Genomic DNA, 20908 nt, shown 5'->3' with positions numbered 1-20908 from the left:
AGTTCGCACCACGCCCGCGAAGGAGACCAAAATGCGCGACGCCCGCTACGACATTCTGTTTGATCCTATCAAGATCGGTCCGCACACCGCGAAGAACCGCTTTTATCAAGTGCCGCATTGTAACGGCGGCGGCTATCGCGACCCCTCTGCCGCGGCAGAAATGCGCGGCATCAAATCCCAAGGCGGCTGGGCCGTGATTTTTACCGAACAGTGCGAAATGCACCACAGCTCGGAAATCACACCCTTCATCGAATTGCGTCTGTGGGAGGACAAGGACATCCCGCAGCTGCGCAGAATGTCGGAAAAGATGAAGGAACACGGCGCGCTGGCAGGCATCCAGTTGGCCTATTCCGGAATCAACGGCCCCAACCTCTATTCCAAAGAGGTGCCGCTTGCGCCCTCCGCGCTGCCGATCCGCACCTTTACCAATGACCCGGTTCAGGCGCGTGCGCTGTCGAAAAGCGAGATCGGCGATCTGCGCCGATGGTTTGTGAACGCGGCAAAGCGATCAAGAGAGGCGGGTTTTGACCTGCTCAACCTTTATGGCGCGCACGGGTTCGGGATCTTCCAGCACTTCCTGAGCCGGGCCACCAACCACCGCACCGATGAATATGGCGGCAGTCTTGAAAACCGCTCGCGCTTCGCGCGCGAGGTGGTCGCTGATATTCGCGATGCAGTCGGTGATACGATGGCCATCGCGATGCGTGTCTCACTGGATGAGACGATCGGCGATCTTGGATTTTCCAATGCCGAGGTGCGCGACTTTATCGAGATGAACCGCGATTTGCCCGATATCTGGGATCTTGCCCATGGGGCTTGGGAGGATTGCTCTGGCCCGTCCCGCTTCAAGGAAGAGGCGGCACAGTTCAACCTTGTCCAAGCGATCCACGACTTCACCGACAAGCCCATCGTCGGCGTTGGGCGGTTCACTTCGCCGGATGTCATGGTCAAGATGATCAAGTCCGGCACGCTGGACATGATCGGCTGCGCGCGCCCCTCCATCGCGGATCCGTTCCTGCCCAAAAAGATCGAGGAAGGCCGCATCGAGGATATCCGCGAATGTATCGGCTGCAACATCTGCATTACCGGCGACATGACGATGTCGATAAGCCGTTGCACCCAGAACCCGACCTTCATGGAAGAATGGCGCAAGGGCTGGCACCCGGAGAACATGAACACCAAGGGGGACAGCGAAAACGCCCTGGTCATCGGCTCGGGCCCTGCGGGGCTTGAGGCGGCCTGGGCGTTGTGCCGACGTGGCTATGACGTGGCGGTGGCCGAGGCCCGCACTGTGATCGGCGGGCGGGTGACCCGCGAACGCGCGCTTCCCGGCCTGTCGGCCTGGGGCCGCGTGGTGGATTACCGCGATTATCAGCTTTCGCAGCGTCCGAATGTCGAGATCTACCGTGAAAGCGCGTTGGATGCCGAGAGTGTCCTTGAATTCGGCTTTCAGAACGTCGCCATCGCGACCGGGTCCACTTGGCGGCGCGATGGGGTTGCCCGACAACATGTGGTGCCGATGCCGATTGCGGAAGGGGCCAAGGTCTTTACCCCCGATGATCTGATGGACGGGACGGTGCCGGGGGGCAATGTGGTCATCTTTGATGATGACCATTACTACATGGGCGGCGTGCTGGCTGAATTGCTGGTCAAACAGGGGGCGAAGGTGACGTTGATCACACCGTCGGCCTATGTCTCGGACTGGACCAACAACACGCTCGAGCAAGCGACAATCCACGCCAAGCTGGATGAGATGGGCGTTGATATCGTGCTCAACCGCGGCGTTGCGGAAATCGGGACCGATCATGTGGTGAGCAACTGTGTCTATACGGGCAAGACCCGCGCCTATGAATGTGACGCCGTCGTCATGGTCGCCTCGCGCACCGGCAACGACCAGTTGTTCCATGACCTGAGCGCGCGTCAGGCGGATTGGGCGGATGCGGGCATCCGGTCGGTCAAGATCTTTGGCGACGCAGAAGCTTCGGGGCCGATTGCCTGGGCGACCTATGCCGGCCACCGCTATGCGCGTGAGCTGGACGGTGAGGATATCGGCGATGACCTGCCATTCCGCCGGGAGATCACGGAACTGGCCGCACAATGACACCGCATCAGACGACGCTTGAGATCCTGAAGCGTCTGATTTCCTTTCCCACGGTCAGCGCCGAAAGCAATCTGGCGCTGATCGACTATGCCGAGACCCTGTTGCTGGAGGCCGGGTTCGAGACCCAAAGGCTCCCAGATCCCGAGCTCGCCAAATCCGGTCTCGTTGCACGCATGGGGGCCCGCGGATCTGGAGGGGTGCTGCTTTCGGCGCATAGCGATGTGGTGCCGGTCGAGGGGCAGGCATGGACCCGGTTCCCATTCGAGATGACGCGGGACGGTGACAGGGTGTTTGGTCGTGGCGCGACCGATATGAAAGGATATCTTGCCGCGATGTTGTCGCTGGCGCAGCGGGTGAATGCAGATGCGCTGAACGTGCCTTTGATGCTGATCATCTCCTATGATGAAGAGATCGGGTGTCAGGGCGTGCGCAAGATGATGCCCGCCTTCGAGGGGTTGGGCTGGGCGCCTGAGCTTTGCATCGTGGGGGAGCCGACGTCGATGAGACCCGCGACCGGGCACAAGGGCAAGGCGGCGCTGCGTGCGACCTTTCACGGGGTTTCAGGGCATTCAGCGCTGGCACCAAACTATGTCAACGCGCTGCATTTGGCGGCCGATTTCATCACGGCGCTGCGGACCATTCAGGGCGAGTATGAGAGGTCGGGCGTGCAAGACACCGCCTATGATGTGGCCTATAGCACTGTTCACGTTGGGACCATCCAAGGCGGAACGGCGCTCAACATCGTGCCGGAAAAGGCGGTCGTTGAATTCGAACTGCGCCATCTTCCGAAAGACACGCTGCAAGATTTCGTGGACCGTTTGGCGGTTGAAGCGGATCGGCTCTGCGCCCCGTTTCGCGACCGGTTCACGGAAGTCGGCATCGACATCGAGGTGACCAACACTTACCCCGGTTTGGAAATCGCGCAAGGTCATCGTGCCGTTCAGCGCGTTGCGCGGCTGTGCGGCTCTGACGATCTGACCAAGGTCGCCTTTGGGACCGAAGCGGGTTTTTTCGCGGGAATGGATATTCCCACTGTCGTTTGCGGTCCTGGCTGCATGGAGGGGCAGGGGCACAAGGCGGACGAATTCGTAACGCTTGCACAACTCGGACAATGCGATGCGATGATGGACCGCTTGGCCGCCGAGATCTCAGGCCCGTCAGTCACGCGCTGACGGGGCGAGCAGCAACGTATCCGCGTAATCCTGGATCCAGCGTTGCGTGTGCGCGATGAACGCATTGAGCAACTGCGTGCGATTTGATCCGACACTGGTGAGGATGCCCAGTTTCATCGGGCGCTGCCTGCCTGACAGCGGGACGAAACGGATGGGTTTTCCGTCAGGCGCCTGATCGCTCTGTGGACGCACGTTTATGATCGAGTAGCCAAAACCATTCGCGACCAGACCGCGCATCACCGCCATGTCCCGGGTCCGCTCTGCAATGTTCGCGCGTAGGCCGTGATCGGTGAAGAACGACAGGAAGTATTCAGCGCTGTGGGGGAGATCGAGCAGGACCATCGGATGTGGGGCCAGTTGGGCGATCGAGATTTCCGGCAGATGTGCAAGAGGATGCGTTTCATATAGCGCGACCAACGGAGGCAATTCGAGGACGGGAATGAACGTCAGATCTCGGGGAAGATCCAGGTCATAGGTCAGGGCAAGGTCTATCTTGGCTTGCCGCTGAAGACTGAAAAGACCCGATTGATCGGTCTCGGTCTGGGTTATGCGGACGTCCGTGTGCTTTTGCACAAAGCTTTGCCTCAACCCGGGCAAGACGATTTGGGCAAAGGTACTAAGGCAGCCGATGGCCAGAGAACCGCGCACGCTGCCTGACAGGTCGCCGGCCAGATCGCTGATAACGCCCGCCTGTCGCAGCACGTACTGCGCCTGGTCAAGTATCTCGCGACCTGCCGCGGTCGGGGTCAGCCCTTGGGCGTGGTGACGCACGAAGAGCTGAACACCCAGTTCTTCCTCAAGCTGGGAGATCCCCGCCGAAACAGACGGTGAAGAAACGTTCACTTGTAGCGATGCGCTCGCAATGCTGCCGGTTTCGCCCACGGCAACGAAATACTCCAATTGTCTAAGGGTGAAGCGTAGTGGCATTTCTATCGTAGCCTTTGCGAAGGGGCGCGTTCGGTGAGCTTTTCGCGCCGTCGTTGCGATTGCCCCGTGATTTGCGAACCCGTGGTAGTTCCGGTCCAAGCCACCTGCAAGGGTGGCTGCGCGGCAATCTGCCCGTCAACGGCTTTGAACTTGCAACGGCGCAAGATCATCCCGCCTTGCTTGCGAATACAGCACTTCTTAACTGGTGTCTGTTTTTTAGGCGTCGTTAACCGGCGGCTCATGGCGCGTAGTTCCATGAGGGGCTGCGTCAAGCTACAAAATACCATTTTATATCTTTGTATTTCAATTGGTTAAGTCGGGTTCGTGCCATGTCCCTCAGGTCGCTTAGGCACGCCCTAACCAGCACTTTTGCAAGTGCTCATTTACCTGCGGGATTGGCATGACGTTTATTCGCCACCACCGCCGCTCGTACCAGAGGGCACTGCAAGACCGGGGCGCGCCCCCACCTATGGGAAAGACTGAATGAGCCAGCAAAACGCTGTTGAAGTGATCGACGTTTCAAAAAATTTCGGGTCATACCAAGCGTTGCGCTCGGTCAATTTCGAAATCAGGGAGAACGAGTTTTTCACGATGCTCGGGCCGTCTGGCTGTGGCAAGACCACTCTGCTGCGGATGATCGCCGGGTTCGAGACCCCCGACAGGGGCAAGTTCCTGCTGCACGGCCGGGACATCGTGGATATCCCCCCGCACAAGCGGCGCGTGAACACGGTTTTTCAGAGTTACGCGCTTTTCCCGCATATGACGCTTGCCCAGAACGTGGCTTTCGGCCTCGAAAATCTGGGGTGGGAGAGGGCGCGGATTACCGCCCGGGTGGGTGAAATGCTGGAGCGGGTGCATATGGGCGCTTTTGCGAACCGCAAACCCGAGCAGCTCTCGGGCGGACAGCGTCAACGCATCGCGTTGGCCCGTGCGCTCGCCCCCGAACCCGAAGTTCTGCTGCTGGACGAGCCGCTTTCGGCGCTGGACCTGAAGCTGCGGCAAGCCATGCGCGACGAGTTGCGCACGCTTCAGCGCGACACCGGTATCACCTTTGTTTTCGTGACCCACGATCAGGAAGAGGCCTTGGACATGTCCGACCGAATTGCGGTTCTGGGCAGTGGTGAGGTTCAGCAAATCGGCACCCCATCCGAGATCTATGAGGAGCCGTCCAATCAGTTCGTCGCGGACTTTGTTGGAGAAACGAACTTCTTCGAGGTTGAAGTGCTTGAATCGACGGAGAAAACCGCGACGGTGCGTACGCCATTTGGTCAGGTCATCAGCGTCCCCTCTTCGACGCATGTGTTGCCGGGAAAGGCGACGCTGTCGATCCGGCCGGAAAAGCTCAATCTCGGGGATCAGGCCCAGGGCGTCGCGTTTCAGGCCGAGGTGGTGAAGAAGCATTATCTGGGCGGCTATTCCCACTACCAGCTATCGGTCGGTGGTGTCGAAATTCGGGCCTCGCGGCGCAATGCCTCGCGCGAAGGCGACATGATTTCGGTCGGCAGCACCGTGCATGTTGGCTTCATCGAAGGCTCTGCGCGGGTTCTCGCAGCATGAGCGAGACATCGGAAAATCCCACGGGCGCGACGCGGGTTCAACGGCGCCGCCGCATCAACCTGCCGTATCTGGGGCTTGCGCCGTCCTGGGCCCTGATGGGATTTGCGCTGATCCTGCCGATCTTCATCATCGCCGCAGTCTCTGTCGCCGTCAGGGGCGCTTATGGCGGGTTTGACTGGGGGTTCGATCTGTCGGGGTATCGCCAGATCCTGTTCAACGAAGGTTGGACTGGCGAGATGGAGTTCACGCCGCAGTATCTGAGCATCATCTTGCGGACCATCCTGTTGGCGAGCGTGACGACCCTTCTCTGTCTGCTCCTTGCGGTTCCCGTTGCCTATTGGATCGCGAGACAGCCGGGAAACCGCAAGTCACTTCTGGTCTTCCTCGTGACCCTGCCGTTCTGGATGTCGATGATCCTGCGGGTCTATGCGTGGATGATCATTCTGGGCAAGGACGGCCCTTTGCCGCGCTTCCTTGAAGTCTTTGGCGCGCCTTCGGGCATGACGCTGATGTACAACGACGGCGCGACGCTGGCCGCGATGGTCTATACCTATATTCCGCTGATGGTCCTGCCGGTGTTCGCCTCCATCGAAAAGCTGGACGGCCCCCTGATCGAGGCGGCGCATGATCTTTATGGCAACCGCTGGACGACCCTGCGTCGGGTGATTCTGCCCCTGACAGCCCCGGGCATCGCATCGGGGGCGATCCTTGTCTTCGTGCCGGCACTTGGTGCGGTTCTTGAACCGATCCTGATGGGCGGGGGTAAGCAGATGATGATGGGCTCGCTGATCCAGTTGCAATTCGGCGGCGGCCGCAATTGGCCCTTTGGCGCGGCCATCGCCATGACCCTGATGATTGTCGTGATGCTGGTCCTGATCGCCGTCGCCCTGCGCAGCGCCCGCAAGGAGGCCGAGGCATGAGCAAGCATCATGACGTGAAGCGCTATCCCGGGCTGGGGCTGATCAGCATCGCTTTCTTTGTCTATCTCTACACGCCTCTGCTGGTCGTGATCCTCTATTCGTTCAACGCCAACCGCATCACCAGCGTGTGGACCGAATTCTCGTTCAAATGGTACGCCTCCGCGCTGCAAAACGACGCGCTGATGTCTGCGCTCAAGACCTCCCTGACCGTGGCCTTCATCGCCACCGTGGTGGCCACGACGATCGCCCTTCTGGCGGCGCTGTCGATCATCCGGGGCAGGAACGTGCGCTTTCGCAAATTATCGGAGACGGTGGTGAACCTGCCGCTGCTTCTGCCCGAGATCGTGCTGGCGGTGGCAACGTTGATCCTGTTTTCGCTGGTTGGGGTGCAGAACGGCATGCTCAAACTGGTGATCGCGCATTCGGCCTTTTGCACGCCCTTCGCCTTCCTGCCGATCCGTGCGCGGCTTCAGGGCATGTCGCTGGACTACGAGGAAGCGGCAACCGATCTTTACGCCTCGCGCTGGACCGTGTTCCGCCGGGTGACCCTGCCGCTGATCTTTCCGGGGCTGTTCTCTGGTGCGATGCTCGCCTTCCTGATCTCGATGGATGATTTCATCACCTCGAACATGCTCAGCTCAGGCGGGACAACCACGCTGCCGGTCTACATCTTCTCCCTGATCCGGGTGGGGACGTCGCCAGAGCTCAACGCCATTGCCACCCTGCTCATCATCGGCTCGCTGATATTGGCGACGGTCGCGCTGTCGGTCGCGGCACGCGGTCAGCGCGACGGCAAATAAGTCTCAACGAAAACATCAACAGGAGAGAAAGAACATGACCAAATTCAAAACAGCAACGGCGATCGCCCTGTGTATGGGCACCTCGGCGATGGCCGAAGGATCGCTGAACCTTTACGTCTGGTCGGATTCCATCGCGCCGGAATTGATCGAAAAATTCTCGGAGGAATATGACGTTCAGGTCAATGTGGACGGCTACACATCCAACGAAGACCTGTTGACCAAGCTTCAGGCCGGCTCATCCGGATATGACATCGCCGTGCCGTCGCAGCACTTTCTGCGCATCATGATCGACGAGGGGTTGATCGAAAACTTTGGCGCCAACGCTCTTGCTGCGTATGAGAACATTCAAGAGCAGTACCGCAACCAGTGGTGGGACGAGACCCAAGAATACTCCGTTCCGATGGCTTATGGCACGGCGGGTTTTGCCGTGAACACTGCCGAGTATGACGGCCCCACCGACAGCTTGAAGTATTTCTTCGAACCGGAAGGCGATCTTGCCGGCCGTATTGCCATGCTGTCCTATCCGGATGAAGTTGTCGGCGCCGCGCAGCTTTATCTCGGCGTACCGTTCTGTTCCGAAGACCCCGACGAGATGAAGCGTGTGCTGGATCTTCTGATGGCTCAGAAGGAACATGTCGCGGCCTATTCCTCGGACAATATCGCGGGTCGGCTTGGCTCGGGCGAGGTCGCGTCGCACTTCTGGTGGGATGGCGAGGTCGTGCGCGCGATCGTCGACGGCGCGCCGCTGGAATACGCGATGCCCAAGGAAGGGCTGGTTGGCTGGATCGACAGCATGGTGATCCCGAATGGGGCCCCGAACCGCGAGAATGCGATCAAGTTCATCGAGTTCATCTCGACCCCCGAAAACGCAACCATCGAGATGAACTTCTATTCGCATTCTTCTCCGATGACGATCATCGACTCCGAGAAAAAGTACACCGAGGAGAACGCTCCGGCGCTCTACCCGACGGTACCGGTTGAGATGTCGCGCACCTGTAGCCCCAAGGCGCAGGATCTGGTGACACGGGTCTGGACCCAGTTGCTGCAATAATCGACCTGCGGGGGCCACGCGGCCCCCGCCATTGCCTACGGAGAACCAGATGCAAGCGGATCTTGTAATTCTGAACGCCAGGGTGCGCCCGCTGTTTGCCGCGCCTGGCACGACGGCTGTTGCTGTCCGGAACGGAATCATAGAAGCGCTGGGAACGGATGACGACATCCGCGCTTTGACCGTACCGAGGACGCGAACGATTGATGCGGGCGGACGCGAGCTTCTTCCCGGCTTCATCGAAAGCCACCTTCACCTTTTCACGGGCGGTGCCACCCTGTCGATGCTGAACCTTGGCGAGGTCTTCGGCTTCGATGCCGTCTGCGCCGCGTTCAGGACCTTCATCAAGGACAATCCGGGGGCGGGCCTGCTCTCGGGCTTTGCGGCGAACTACACCATCTTCGGTGAAGACCAGCGCCCCGACCGGCACCTGCTCGACAAGATCAGCCCGGAGCGGCCGATCTTCATGTATTCCGTCGACATGCACTGCGCTTGGGCCAATACCCGCGCGCTTGAGCTTGCCGGGGTTCTGCAGGGCGCTGACCTTGAACCGGGCTCCGAAGTCGTGATGGGCGAAGACGGGCTTGCCACGGGAGAGCTGCGCGAATTCGCGGCGATGAACCTTGTTCAACACCTGTCCAAACTGAAAGGCCGTGACAGCCTGGACAACAAGGGGCTTGATCCTGAATCCGAAGAGGCGTGCGCCTATGACCGCGGCCTGATCCGCATGGCTGGGGAGTATTGCGCGCGCCATGGCATCACCAGCGCGGTGAACATGGACGGCAATCCCTATCAGGCGGGGGTGATGCGGGATCTGGCGCTTGCCGGCGACATGCCGGTGCGGGTGAGCCTGCCGCTCAAGCTGGTCGAAAGCGACGGGGTCGCTGGTGTCGAACGGATCGATCAATTCGGCGAGGAGGTGCCGGGCTGGTTGCATTTCGGGCGCATCAAGATGTTCCTCGACGGGGTCTATGACACCTGGACGGCGCTGACCGTCACCGACTACCCCGGGCGTGAGGGCTTTCGCTCCGAGCCGCTGATCGCACCGGAAATCTTCAACGCGATCTGCATCGAGGCCGATAGGCGTGGCTTGCAGGTGGCCACCCATGCTGTCGGCGACGGGGCAGTGCGCGCGGCCATCGACGGGTATGAGGCCGCCGCCCGCGCCAATGGCCCCCGCGATGCCCGCCATCGGGTCGAACATATCGACACGATCACGCCAGAGGACCTCGACCGCCTCAACCCCCTGGGGATCGCCGCGTCAATGCAGCCGGTGCATCCACCGGGGTCTGCCGGGCTTCCCTTGGAGCCGACGACGACGATCATGGGACGCAGGCGCTGGAGCACGGCGTTCCCGTGGCGGATGATCCGGGATCGCGACGTGCCACTGGCCTTTGGCACGGATTGGCCGGTGTCTCCGCTCTCACCGCTGTATGCAATTCATTGCGCGCTGACCCGCACACCTTGGGATGACGACATGCCCGACCAGCGGATCACGCTGGATGAATGTCTGGCAGCCTATACCACGGGCGGGGCCTATGCCGATTTCACCGAAACGCATCGCGGTGCGCTGATGCCGGGGCTGGCGGCGGATCTGGTACTGATCGACGGCGACCTCGATAGATTGGCGCAATCCGCCAGCGCCGCCACTGTCGCCATGACGATCTGTGACGGGCGGGTGACCTATAAGGACGAAAATGCAAACTTTTGACTATATCATCATTGGCGCCGGGTCCGCCGGATGCGTTCTGGCCAACCGATTGTCAGCGAACCCCAAGACCCGTGTGCTCATTGTCGAGGCCGGTAAGGGGCAAAACGATCCTCGGGTCAAGATTCCGGCCGGTATCCTGGCGATGTATGGCCGCCCGCGCTTTGACTATGGCTATGTCGGCACACCCCAACCGGAACTGAATGACCGGCGCATTCCCGTCAACCGCGGCAAGATGCTGGGCGGATCATCGTCGATGAATTCGATGCTCTATATTCGCGGTGCGGCACAGGATTACGACGACTGGCGGGATCTCGGGTGCGAGGGATGGGGCTGGACTGACGTCTTGCCGGTGTTCAAGGATCTCGAAAAGAACACGATCGGTCAGGACCCGGCATATCACGGGACAGACGGCCCGCTGTATGTCAGCCGGCCCAAGGACCCAAACGCCGTCTGCGATGCGTTCATTGCCGCCGGAGAGACGCTTCAACTTCCGCATACCACGGATTTCAACGGTGCCTCGCAGTTGGGATTGGGTGTTTATGATGTCACGCAAAAGAACGGCATCCGGTTTTCTTCCTATAACGCGTTCCTGGAACCCGTGCGGCAGCGCAAGAACCTGACGATCTGGACCGATGCCGAGCTGCGCCAGATGCTTGTGGATCAGGGGCGGGTTACGGGCATTGCCCTGTCGCGCAACGGCGAGCCGCTTCAGGTGCAGTGCCGTGGGGAGGTCATCCTGAGTGCGGGCGCGATTGGGACACCGATGGCATTGATGCAATCGGGCATCGGGCCCGCGCGGGTGTTGCAGCAGGCCGGGATTGACGTCGTTCATCCTCTGGAAGGTGTCGGGCAGAACTTGCGCGATCACGTCGATGGCATGATCACCGTGCGTAGCCCTTCGGCACGCACGCTGGGGCTGTCGTTCGCCAATTGGCGTCGCCTGCTTGCATCCCCCTTTGCCTTTGCCGCCGGGCGAAAAGGCGAGCTGTCGACAAATTATGTCGTGGCAGGTGGCTTCGCCCGGACACCGCTGGCCGATAACCTCCCGGACGTGCAGTTCCATTTCGTCCCCGGATATCGCAGCCATCGCGGACGGCTGGTCGAGTGGGGCCACGGCTTTGCCGTTCATACCTGCGTGCTGCGTCCGAAGTCGGTCGGCGAGATTACCATCAATCGTCAAGGTGGCGAACTGGTGCCCATGATTGACCACCGCTTCTTCTCTCAAGGGGATGACGCAGAGGTCCTTGTGGAGGGCATAAAGCTGGCGCGCCGGATATTCGCGGCAAAGCCCATGGCAGATCTGAAAGGGCGCGAGGTTCTTCCCGGACCAGACGTGCAAAGCGACGCGGAAATCCTGTCGTATCTGCGCGCCGAGGCGCTGACCGTCTATCACCCTGTCGGCACAGCCAAGATGGGCCGCGACAGCCTGTCGGTCGTCGACCCGGCCAGTTTGAAAGTTCATGGCTTGGAAAACCTGCGAATCGCCGACGCCTCCATCATGCCGACCTTGATCGGGGGCAACACCAATGCGCCCACGATCATGATCGGTGAGAAATGCGCCCGCATGGTGGAGCGCGAGCGCGCAGCGTAGAGCGCATGAGGGATCCTCAACGCCCCTTCGATGGCAAGTTCCGCGCGGAGTGCCTGAACGCTCATTGGTTTATGGGCCTTGAAGACACCGCCGAGAAGTAGGGGGCTTGGCCTTGCTCAGCGAACGCATGCATTCGTCTGCCGGGCAACGGTAGAGACGACAACGAAGAACGACCGCACAGCGCCATCGGGAACAACGTCCCGGCGGCGCTAAAGACATCCCGGACCTGGCCCCATTTGGCGCCGTGATTGACACCCGCTGCGATGAAATACCCAGAACGCGCTGGGCATTTCATCTGCTGTTTTGAACGACGGGCCAAGCGTGCTGACCCGCCGGAGTAATTAGGCCAGAGTCTGCAGGTCTTCGATATTGAAGCCATGCNTGGCCCGACGCGGCTGCGCTGTGTGATGGCTACACCGCATCGGGCCAGCTACCCCTGCGCAAAATAAAGGGGTCATTTTTGGGCGCCGATAGGGGGTCAGGATTGCATGCCGATTGACACCACAGAAAATGGCCACGGCGCGAGGTAAGAACTTCCGCAGCGGCCTTGACGGTACACAGCCCGGCACGATGGGCTGCGAAGCCAAGAATGGCGCCCATCAGAAGTGATGCTAAGATTGCGATTACCTCATCCCTCCGCGCGGTTGATGGATTTCCGGGCGTAGTGGTCTGTGGTAAAGACCAGGTCATCGCCGCCGACGTTGGCGTGACAAGAGATGCAGCCCTCGTCCATGCCCTTGGCGACCCGTCCTGCCAGGGGCATCTTCACCGCATTTATGTTGAGCGTGCCATCGGGAAGATACTTGGCCCAGAACCAGTTCTGGTTTTGGGCCAAGTATCCGTCTTCACGGCGGAACATGACGGTAATTGCCGCAAGATGGGCAGCGGGTTCGGCAAGCACCTCATCGGCGCTGACGCCTTCTGGGCCGTAGTTGTTCTTGACAACCAGATCACCGGAATACCCGTTGACTGCTCCCATAGTATAGAAGGTCTCAAGCATCATGCCGTGCGGGTCGGTGCCTTCGTAGGGTGCGGTATGGATCCGATCCGGTCCGGCCAGTCCATTCGCTTCAAGATAGGTCCAGATTTCCGTGGCATAGGCCACATCATCGGGGGTGCCGGAAAGCGGCGGCATGTCCTGTGCGGTGACGGCAGTTCCCAGTGACAGCGCAAGTATAATACCGCCGAGTTCGAATTTCATGATTGTCTCCTCCTCAAGGTTGAACAGGATCGGGACAATTGGGAGGCGGCATTGTTACGCGGCCCGATGTCACGAACGCGTGTGCATCTGCGCCTACAGCAGCCGCATGATGTCTCCGTCCAGGAACGGGGGCACGTCGAGGGGAGGGGCAAGCCGCCGATAGAGCGCCGGTGGCACCGAAATGTCGGCCAGATAGAGCGCGCCGGTGGCGTTGGCCGCGCCGCCATCCTGAAGGCCGCTTTTGGGCAGGGCAAGGGTGAGCGTCGCATCCGCGCGGATGAACGGGTTATGGGGCGTTCCGTTGATGGCATCAAAACCCGATGGGACATCCAGGGCCAGGACCGGGGCGTCCTGTCGATTGGCCCAATCAATCAACGCGTCGGCCCGGCCCTCCGGGGCACCACGCAGGGAATAGCCGATCAGCCCATCAAGAATCAAATCCGGCGGCATGCGCGGCACCTCTCCAGGGAGGATGCCCATGGCCTTGAGTATGGCACATTGATCCGCCGGCATGCCTTTCAGGGCATCCGCGCTTCCAGACGGGACCAGCGATACCTGCGCCCCCCAGCCGGCCAGCCGCCGCGCCGCGACCATCGCGCCGCCGCCGTTGCCGCCGAACCCCGCCAGCACCACGACATGCCGGTCCGCAAGATCGCCCGGCAGATACCGACGCCGCGCGACAAGCGCCAACGCGCACCCGGCGTTTTCCATCATCTGTGGCAAGCTGATCCCGTAGAATTGAACCATCAGCAGATCGACCTGCGCCATGCCAGGCGTGTCTATCGTCGGAAAACCCCGGGCGATGGGAAAGCCGAATTCGTCCGTGCCTGTCATCGGCCTACCCTTGGTGCTGGGGGCCGATGCCCATGAACATGGCGCGCAGATCGACCGTCGAACGTTCCCCGATGTCGTTGAAATTTGTGTCGAGCCACTGCGTCGCCGTCTTGCGCCCCAGGTCGCGCAGATGGGTCAGGAATGCCCATTCCGCGTTCATCTTCGACGACGCGCCCAGCGGGATAAGCGCGTCCTGGTTCTCGATGATGTGGATGCGCTCGCGCCGATACCTGGTTTCGTCCAACTTGCCCTCGTCGATCAGACGATCCACGAAATCGATCGCCCTGAGTTCCTTCAGAAGGCTGGAGTTGAACGCGATCTCGTTCAGCCGGTTCTGGATCTCTTGCGGTGTGCGGGGGGCGCCCTTGCGCTCCACCGGGTTGATCTGGATGACCACGATGTCGGCGCAGTCACTGCCGGTATGAAACGGGAACAACGCCGGGTTGCCCATGTATCCGCCATCCCAATAGGGTACGCCGTCAATCATCACCGCCTGGTAGACGTTCGGCAGACAGGCCGAGGCCATCACCATGTCAGACGTCAAGTGGTGGCTGTCGAAGACCTTGACCTTGCCGGTCTCGACATTGGTCGCGGAGATATAAAGCTTGATGCTGTTGCAGCTTTGAACGCAGGAAAAATCGACGCAAGCCTCCAGCACATCCTTCAATGGGTTCATGTTCATCGGGTTCAGCTGATAGGGCGAGAACATCCGCGTCATCGCATCCATCGCGTGATAGCCCCACGACCGGTCAAGGCTCCAGTTTCCCATCATCACGTCGATCGGTGCACGTTTGATCGGGCTGTTCTTCGCGCCTTCAGACATGGTGTGCCAGAAGTCCTCCAGCTTTTCGCGCGCGCCGTCGGCTCCACCGGCAGTAAAGCCGTCCGCCAGGGCAACAGCGTTCATTGCACCGGCCGAGGTGCCGGAAATCGCATCGATCTCCAGCCGCCCGTCTTCCAGGATGCGATCCAGCACGCCCCAGGTGAAGGCACCGTGGGCGCCGCCGCCCTGCAAGGCGAGGTTGATGCGTTTGCGGTTATCGCTGGGTTTACGCGGCTTCGTGGTGTTGCTGACAACTTTCATCGTTTTCTCCATCAGTGGGCCGTCCATCCGCCGTCGACCGGCAAGGCCGTCCCGGTGATCGACGCCGCACCATCACTGCACAGGAACACGGCCAGGGCGGCCAGTTCCTCCACCGTGGCGAATTTCTTGTTCGGTTGAGCTGCCAGCAGAACGTCGCGGATCACCTGCTCTTCGGTCATGCCGCGCGCCCTGGCGGTATCGGGGATCTGTTTTTCGACCAACGGGGTCCAGACATAGCCGGGGCAGATGGCGTTGACCGTCACGCCATGTTCCGCAACCTCGAGGGCGACCGTCTTGGTCAGCCCGACGATGCCATGCTTGGCCGCCACATAGGCCGATTTGAACGGCGAGGCGACCAGCCCGTGCGCCGAGGCGATGTTGATGATCCGCCCCCAATTGCGCGCTTTCATGCCCGCCACCACGGCCTTGGTGGCATAGAACGACGCCGACAGGTTCAGCGACAAAATCGCTTCCCATTTCTCATCCGGGAAATCCTCGATGGGCGAGACGAACTGGATACCGGCGTTGTTGACCAGCACATCGACCTGGCCAAAGGCAGCCTCGGCGGCGGTGATCAAGCTGCGCACGCCGTCGGGTTTCAACATGTTGGCGGGCGAGTAGATCGCCTTGATGCCGTGTGCATCCTCCAGCGCCTTGCGCGCGGGTTCGATCTGTTCGGCAGGCTCGATGCCGTTCAGCACGATGTTGTAACCGGCGGCAGCGAGGCCCTCGGCGATGCCGTGGCCGATGCCACTGGACGATCCGGTGATAACGGCGGTTCTGGTGGTTGGCATGGGAATTCCTTTCGGGAAATCAGGCAAGGTAGTCGTGAACGATGCGGCCATAGGGCAGCGTCAGGTCAGCCTTGAAATGCCGGCCCTCGACCACGCTCAGGACTGGAAGGTCGGCGACAGGCGCGTTGATGTGCGGGATTAGGTGCAGCCGTGCCGGGCCGGAAAAGTGAAAATGCATGGTGATATCGGTCAGGTTGTAGGCGACCAACTCGGCAACCCGCTGATGACCGGTCACGCAGGGAATGATCTTGAGGTTGACCGACGTCTTGCGCAGATGCGCGCCACGTTTGGCGGGGTCAGCTGCCATCCGGTCCTGATATTTGTAGGCCATGGTGCCCATCGCCACCCGCTCGCCCGCATAATGCAGCGTTCCGGTCAGCGTATCGGTGCGCACCTCCAGCTTCGGCTCGCCCCACCGTTTGGGGAACCCCCAAATCTCGCGCCCCGCCGAGATCGGCGGCTCGTCGTTGAGAAACATCATCGCGGTGTAATTGACCGGCTCGCCGTTCAGCAGGCAGGGGATGACCAGACCGGATTCCTGATAGGCTCCGAACCCGGTGCTATCGGGCATGTTGATCCATTCGTAATGCACCTGGTCGCTGCCGTCCGGGGTCAGCGGTTCCGGCACCATCGCACGGATCGCATCAGGGTCGCTCAGATAGGTGATCACCAGATATTCGCGGTCGATGAACCGGTATGGCCCCCTCGGGTAACTTGGATTGGCAGGGGGCATGGCGCTGAGTACATGTATATCGTCGGGTGTCATGGCGGGCTTTCCGTTGGGCGGCAGGGAGACCACGATTGTGCACACGGCTGGCGCGCGCAGAATCCGGGCCTGAACTTCTGGGGGCCCCGCGACCTTGACCGGTCACGGGAAGAAGGGTCACTGCGCGAGTGCGACCGGACCGCGGGCGCCAAAGACGCCGCCAAGCACCGCACCGAAGATGATATGCAGGACCAGCGTCATCATCGGTGCCATGATCCCGAAATTCATGCCAAACAAGCCAGCTCCGGCCATTGGCATGACCATGATCATCATGCCCAGCCAGGCAGCAACGCCGAAGACGATTCCCTTGACGATGGCATTGCCGCCGGGAATGACACCATAGAGCACCGCAAAGCCGCCGCCCCATGCCACTGTGCCGATCATGAAGTGAACCAGCCAGCCGATGATGACAGGCGCGCCCATCATCATGGCGATCATCGCCGCGACATCAAGCGCGGGCATCACACCCATCATGGTCTTGGCGACCATCATTATCGACAATACGGCCGTAGCAATGAAACCGGCCAGGAAGCCGTTCTTCAGATTTGTCATTTCCTTGGTCCTTCACAAATGTCACGAGGCTGTCTTAGCCGTCGGACGGATTTTTCGTGTGAAGCGCGGCAAGAATGCTGTCGATCCGGGCGTCTTCCCCGGTCTCCGCAACGACTGCCTCGGGCCTGACCAAGCTGCGCGTGGTGCGCATCTGGCCCATGAACCGGGCACAGCCATTGCACATCGACAGATGCAGACGGATGCGCAGCCTATCCCAAAGCCCCAACTCGCCATCGAGGAAAGCGTCAGCCTGATGAGAAAGGTCGCGGCAGGTCAGCATTATCTTCATCCATTGTCGTGCTTCACGAAGACAGGACAGCTCAGGCCGCACTTCGTTACAGGGTCACCCAAAAAAACATCTTCATCTGTTCAACAGTCATCCGCTGATCCGATCAAGCGATAGCCGCAGGCTCAACCGGGCCCGAAGCCCAGGTCTCCGTTCAGGTTCGAAGACAACGCGGGGGCGACCATACTCGGCAACGGTCCTTTATGACCAAGAGGGGTACGATCCATTCCCCGCCACCACGCCGATTTGCGCGATCTGCGTGGTGGCTCTCGGCCCAAGCGGCAGTGCTCATCCGCGCGGCAAGGGGGGTGGTCAGAACAAGTTTCATGGTCTCTCTGTTTGGCATGAAAGGGTCAGGCAGCGCGCCGCGCGGGCGCATCGCCGGTCAGGGCGTGCAGGGCGTCGGCGTCCAGCACATGGATGTGGGTCGGTTGTGGTACTGCGATCACCCCGGCTTTTTTCAGTGCGTGAATCTGGCGCGAGACGGTTTCCAGTGTCAGGCCGGACATCTGCCCCAACTCGGCGCGATTGACGGGCAAAAGCAGTTTGTCCTTCCCTCCGTGTCGGGCATGGAACCATGCCAGCATCGATGCCACGCGCTCCGATGCGCTCTTACGGCCCAGCAGGGTCTGCCAGCGATGTGTTGCCGCGATCTGGCCCTGCAACAGGTGCAGCAGGTTCAGGCGCAGGTGCGGGATGTCCGCCACCAATGCATCAAAGCCGGTGCGGTCGCAGGTCAGCAGCACCGTCTCTTCGAGTGCGGACAGCTGTCCGCCTATGCGCTGCGGACCCAAGGGCGAGAGCAACTCCCCGGCAAAAGTCAGTGCAAACAGGCGGCGCTCACCTTGGGCATCGCGCACGTCTTCGCGCAGAGCACCGCACAGCACCAAGCCGACAAAGGGCATCTCGATCGGGTCGCACAGGACAGGCTCGCCACGGGTGTACTGGTCTTCGCAAAAGCCGTGCCGGATGCGGTTCATTTCGCGGCGGGTCAGCCCTTGGAACAGCGCAGGTCGCGGCTGTTTCTGAGCACCCGGATAGAGGGCCTTGGTGGCCCATGGTTGGATCATCGCGTTCATGAGAAACGTCCTTGTCTTGGATCACGGGACAAGGGGCGCGCGGCCCCCGGTTTAGGGATCAGACCGGGACGGGGGGCGCGCGGGTGCGATGACGCGTCAGGAAGTCTTGGGCGGTGGGCCGTTGCGCCGTGATGGCAGGCGGTGCCATGGGCCAAAGCGGCAAGCGGATCAGGGAACCGATCCGTGGCGGGGATTCAGCGCCTGCGACGCTGACCTGCACGCAATTAGAACCGTGATGGTCGCCCCTGTCGGGCTGATGATCCTCGACAGGAAGGGCCTCTCCGGCACTGGTCAGCCAGACCTCCTGGGTGCCATCGGGCGTGCAGATCACAAGCCGCATGCCGTCGGGCCCCTGCGCGCGCATCAGCCCGGTCGGCACGGTGGCCGAGCCGAGCAGCGCCAGAAACAGCAGCGCGCGTGTTATGAGGACCGCAAGATGCAAGGATCAGTGGCCAGAGTGGTCCATCGTGGAATGATCGGCCCCGTCAACGGGATCGACCATAAATTCAATCGCCACGTCGCCCGCTTGGCGAAAGACCAGCGTTGCGGGGATCATGTCGCCCTCTTGCGCCGGGCCTGTCAGCCCCATGAACATCACGTGCATCCCACCGGGTTCCATGTTGACCACTTCGCCGGGCGCAATGGTCACGCCGCTCAGCGGGCGCATCCTGGCGATGCCATCCTCGAAGATCGTGGTGTGCAAGGTGCTCGACACTGCGAAGGGTGTGCGCAGGCCGATCAATTCTTCGGGCGTGTCGCCCTCGTTCGATATGGTCACATAGCCGGCGGCGGATTTGGCCGAAGCTATGGGCGCGGGGATCGACGGATGGATGATGTGCAGATCGTCCGTTATTTGGTCATGCGCGGCCAGCGGCGTGGCCAGCAACATCAGGGAGAAGAATGCGCGTTTCATGTCTGTCCTCTCAGGGGGCAGCCCGGTTGATCTTGATGGGGTGATCTTCGGGCCACAGGTCGGCGTGGTCCGGCTTGGTCAAAAAGGCCTGATCGGTCAGGCCTTAGAGAAAGGCGATGGATTTCATTGCGTCTCTCCAAAGTCTGGAAATTCCCGACGGGGCCGTCGGGCGAGCGATTCACGAGCGGTGAAAGGCGTCAGACTGTTGGAGGTGCGCGTGCCGGGCGCGTGGCCTTGGCTGTCAGGGTACGCCGGACAGGCGGATGTGGCACCCAGTCTGCGGGGGCGAGCGAAAGCTCTGCGATAATCCCCGAAATGGCTGGCTCCGGCAGGGACATGGACGCGTGCAGGAGACAGGCATCACAGGCCTGTTGCGCGCCCTTGCCACCAACGCCACCGCAGATGTCAGTTACATCCAGCCCGAAGGACTGCGCATAGTCCAACGCCGCCTGATTGTCGGGCGTCATGAACCGATGTGCAAAACCCGACGTCGACAACGCGACGACGAGCAGCACGACCAGAGTGCGCAAGGGCAATATCCGCGTCAGGGCTTTCATGACAGGAAATGGATAGCACGACCCGGGAAAACCACAAGTGCCCCTCGCATGGCGATTCACCTGCTCACTTGTGGAAAGAGCATCGCAAGACTTGGCGCGCCGGAGGCTCTGAATTTAGGGAGAAGGGCCGCCCGCAGGTTTCGGCCGTTCGTGCATGTGCAGAAAATGACTGCTCTCCGCCTTCCTGCTGGAATTGTGGAGGGAGAACGACAATGCGGATCGCGTCCGCATTAGGCTGACTCTGGCCCCTCGTCGAGCATGGCCCGAATGGCCGGTGAGGGCCGGTTTGGCCTGATCGAAAAAACGACTTGGTGAAGCGGCTGCGTATATATGCAAGAGGCCAAACAGAAGCTGATTTTCTCCTATCAGGCAGTCTGCGGGAGGCCCTTGGTACGATCTGCCTTTTCGGCATCCCGCTTCAACCGGCAGCGTCGCTTTCTCAGCACTCCAGATTATGGGCGGCGTCTTCCATGCGCTGGAGGACTTCTCCCAGATTACCGACATCACGTGCCAGCAAAAGGACGAGCTTTGCAAGAAACAGGTCACGGAGCGGTTCGTCGAGGGTAAATGGCCCCTTTTGTCGCCGTGATTGACACCCGCTGCGATGAAATACCCAGAACGCGCTGGGCATTTCATCTGCTGTTTTGAACGACGGGCCAAGCGTGCTGACCCGCCGGAGTAATCAAGCGAGAGTCTGCAGGTCTTCGATATTGAAGCCATGTAGCTCGTCCATGCGACCGTCATGTACTTTTTGCACCCACTGCGCATCTGACAGCAAGGTGCGGCCAACTGCGATCAGGTCGAACTCATCTTTCTCCATCCGGGTGATCAGTTGGTCGAGCGGCGAGGTCTGCGATCCTTTGCCTACGAAGGCACCGCCGAAGTCGGAATTGAGGCCAACCGATCCAACGCTGATCGTTGCAGCGCCGGTCAGCTTTTTCGCCCAGCCGGCAAAGTTAAGACCGTCCTCGCCATCAAGTTCGGGGAATTCAGGCTCCCAAAACCGGCGCTGAGA

At 60.7% G+C, this 20908-nt stretch carries 20 protein-coding genes and 2 pseudogenes; 9 read left to right on the top strand and 13 right to left on the bottom strand.

The window, feature by feature from the left end; genetic code table 11:
- Nucleotides 1–31 precede the first annotated feature (31 nt).
- Together E1B25_RS00110 and argE are read left to right on the top strand one after the other, a co-directional pair.
- Nucleotides 32–2101, top strand: coding sequence for an oxidoreductase (locus tag E1B25_RS00110; RefSeq protein WP_132826650.1), 2070 nt, complete (start codon nucleotides 32–34; stop codon nucleotides 2099–2101).
- Nucleotides 2098–3273, top strand: coding sequence for an acetylornithine deacetylase (argE, locus tag E1B25_RS00105; protein ID WP_132826649.1), 1176 nt, complete (start codon nucleotides 2098–2100; stop codon nucleotides 3271–3273). Before E1B25_RS00110 ends, argE begins: the two co-directional genes overlap by 4 nt.
- Here argE and E1B25_RS00100 read toward each other — a convergent pair.
- A complete protein-coding gene (locus E1B25_RS00100; protein WP_132826648.1) occupies nucleotides 3259–4200 on the bottom strand; it encodes a LysR family transcriptional regulator in 942 nt (313 codons plus the stop codon). The genes argE and E1B25_RS00100 overlap by 15 nt on opposite strands.
- A gap of 483 nt (nucleotides 4201–4683) precedes the next feature.
- Here E1B25_RS00100 and E1B25_RS00095 point away from each other — a divergent pair, with 483 nt between their 5' ends.
- From E1B25_RS00095 to E1B25_RS00065, 7 genes and pseudogenes are all read left to right on the top strand, one after another.
- The gene (locus E1B25_RS00095) at nucleotides 4684–5757 is read left to right on the top strand and encodes an ABC transporter ATP-binding protein (protein ID WP_132826647.1); all 1074 of its coding nucleotides are present in this window, start codon (nucleotides 4684–4686) and stop codon (nucleotides 5755–5757) included.
- Nucleotides 5754–6677, top strand: a complete 924-nt coding sequence (locus E1B25_RS00090; protein ID WP_132826646.1) for an ABC transporter permease — start codon at nucleotides 5754–5756, stop codon at nucleotides 6675–6677. The genes E1B25_RS00095 and E1B25_RS00090 overlap by 4 nt, the downstream gene beginning before the upstream one ends.
- Nucleotides 6674–7477, top strand: a complete 804-nt coding sequence (locus tag E1B25_RS00085; RefSeq protein ID WP_132826645.1) for an ABC transporter permease — start codon at nucleotides 6674–6676, stop codon at nucleotides 7475–7477. The genes E1B25_RS00090 and E1B25_RS00085 overlap by 4 nt, the downstream gene beginning before the upstream one ends.
- A 34-nt stretch (nucleotides 7478–7511) precedes the next feature.
- Entirely contained in the window at nucleotides 7512–8528 is a 1017-nt protein-coding gene (locus tag E1B25_RS00080; RefSeq protein WP_132826644.1) for an extracellular solute-binding protein, read from the top strand.
- A gap of 49 nt (nucleotides 8529–8577) precedes the next feature.
- Entirely contained in the window at nucleotides 8578–10236 is a 1659-nt protein-coding gene (locus E1B25_RS00075) for an amidohydrolase (protein WP_132826643.1), read from the top strand.
- On the top strand, nucleotides 10223–11827 hold the full coding sequence (locus E1B25_RS00070; protein ID WP_132826642.1) for a GMC family oxidoreductase: 1605 nt from the start codon (nucleotides 10223–10225) through the stop codon (nucleotides 11825–11827). The genes E1B25_RS00075 and E1B25_RS00070 overlap by 14 nt, the downstream gene beginning before the upstream one ends.
- Nucleotides 11828–11853: 26 nt before the next feature.
- Nucleotides 11854–12075, top strand: a pseudogene (locus E1B25_RS00065) (integrase core domain-containing protein); the annotation flags it as partial.
- Nucleotides 12076–12455: 380 nt separating this feature from the next.
- Here E1B25_RS00065 and E1B25_RS00060 read toward each other — a convergent pair.
- The 12 genes and pseudogenes from E1B25_RS00060 to E1B25_RS00005 form a co-directional block, all read right to left on the bottom strand.
- Entirely contained in the window at nucleotides 12456–13028 is a 573-nt protein-coding gene (locus E1B25_RS00060) for a cytochrome P460 family protein (protein WP_132826641.1), read from the bottom strand.
- Between the two features lie 93 nt (nucleotides 13029–13121).
- Entirely contained in the window at nucleotides 13122–13862 is a 741-nt protein-coding gene (locus tag E1B25_RS00055) for an NAD(P)H-hydrate epimerase (protein ID WP_132826640.1), read from the bottom strand.
- Between the two features lie 4 nt (nucleotides 13863–13866).
- The gene (locus tag E1B25_RS00050; RefSeq protein ID WP_132826639.1) at nucleotides 13867–14946 is read right to left on the bottom strand and encodes a patatin-like phospholipase family protein; all 1080 of its coding nucleotides are present in this window, start codon (nucleotides 14944–14946) and stop codon (nucleotides 13867–13869) included.
- An 11-nt stretch (nucleotides 14947–14957) separates the two neighbouring features.
- Nucleotides 14958–15740, bottom strand: coding sequence for a 3-hydroxybutyrate dehydrogenase (locus tag E1B25_RS00045; protein ID WP_132826638.1), 783 nt, complete (start codon nucleotides 15738–15740; stop codon nucleotides 14958–14960).
- Nucleotides 15741–15759: 19 nt separating this feature from the next.
- A complete protein-coding gene (locus tag E1B25_RS00040) occupies nucleotides 15760–16506 on the bottom strand; it encodes an acetoacetate decarboxylase (protein ID WP_132826637.1) in 747 nt (248 codons plus the stop codon).
- A gap of 117 nt (nucleotides 16507–16623) precedes the next feature.
- Entirely contained in the window at nucleotides 16624–17058 is a 435-nt protein-coding gene (locus E1B25_RS00035; protein ID WP_132826636.1) for a DUF6789 family protein, read from the bottom strand.
- 34 nt (nucleotides 17059–17092) lie between these two features.
- Nucleotides 17093–17347 carry an anti-sigma factor family protein gene (locus E1B25_RS00030; RefSeq protein ID WP_132826635.1) on the bottom strand — a complete coding sequence of 85 codons (255 nt, stop codon included), beginning with the start codon at nucleotides 17345–17347 and terminating at the stop codon, nucleotides 17093–17095.
- A gap of 350 nt (nucleotides 17348–17697) precedes the next feature.
- Nucleotides 17698–18423 carry a Crp/Fnr family transcriptional regulator gene (locus tag E1B25_RS00025; RefSeq protein ID WP_245510570.1) on the bottom strand — a complete coding sequence of 242 codons (726 nt, stop codon included), beginning with the start codon at nucleotides 18421–18423 and terminating at the stop codon, nucleotides 17698–17700.
- Between the two features lie 58 nt (nucleotides 18424–18481).
- Complete coding sequence (locus E1B25_RS00020) at nucleotides 18482–18865, bottom strand: DUF2946 family protein (RefSeq protein WP_132826634.1); 384 nt, start codon at nucleotides 18863–18865, stop codon at nucleotides 18482–18484.
- Nucleotides 18866–18868: 3 nt separating this feature from the next.
- Nucleotides 18869–19336, bottom strand: coding sequence for a copper chaperone PCu(A)C (locus E1B25_RS00015; RefSeq protein ID WP_132826633.1), 468 nt, complete (start codon nucleotides 19334–19336; stop codon nucleotides 18869–18871).
- Between the two features lie 197 nt (nucleotides 19337–19533).
- Nucleotides 19534–19803, bottom strand: a complete 270-nt coding sequence (locus tag E1B25_RS00010) for a polyketide synthase (RefSeq protein WP_245510569.1) — start codon at nucleotides 19801–19803, stop codon at nucleotides 19534–19536.
- A 772-nt stretch (nucleotides 19804–20575) separates the two neighbouring features.
- A pseudogene (locus E1B25_RS00005) lies at nucleotides 20576–20908 on the bottom strand (12-oxophytodienoate reductase); the annotation flags it as partial.

It is taken from the genome of Antarcticimicrobium sediminis, assembly GCF_004348975.1.
GTDB classification, from domain to species: domain Bacteria; phylum Pseudomonadota; class Alphaproteobacteria; order Rhodobacterales; family Rhodobacteraceae; genus Antarcticimicrobium; species Antarcticimicrobium sediminis.
This window is presented reverse-complemented; position numbering and strand designations above follow the sequence as displayed.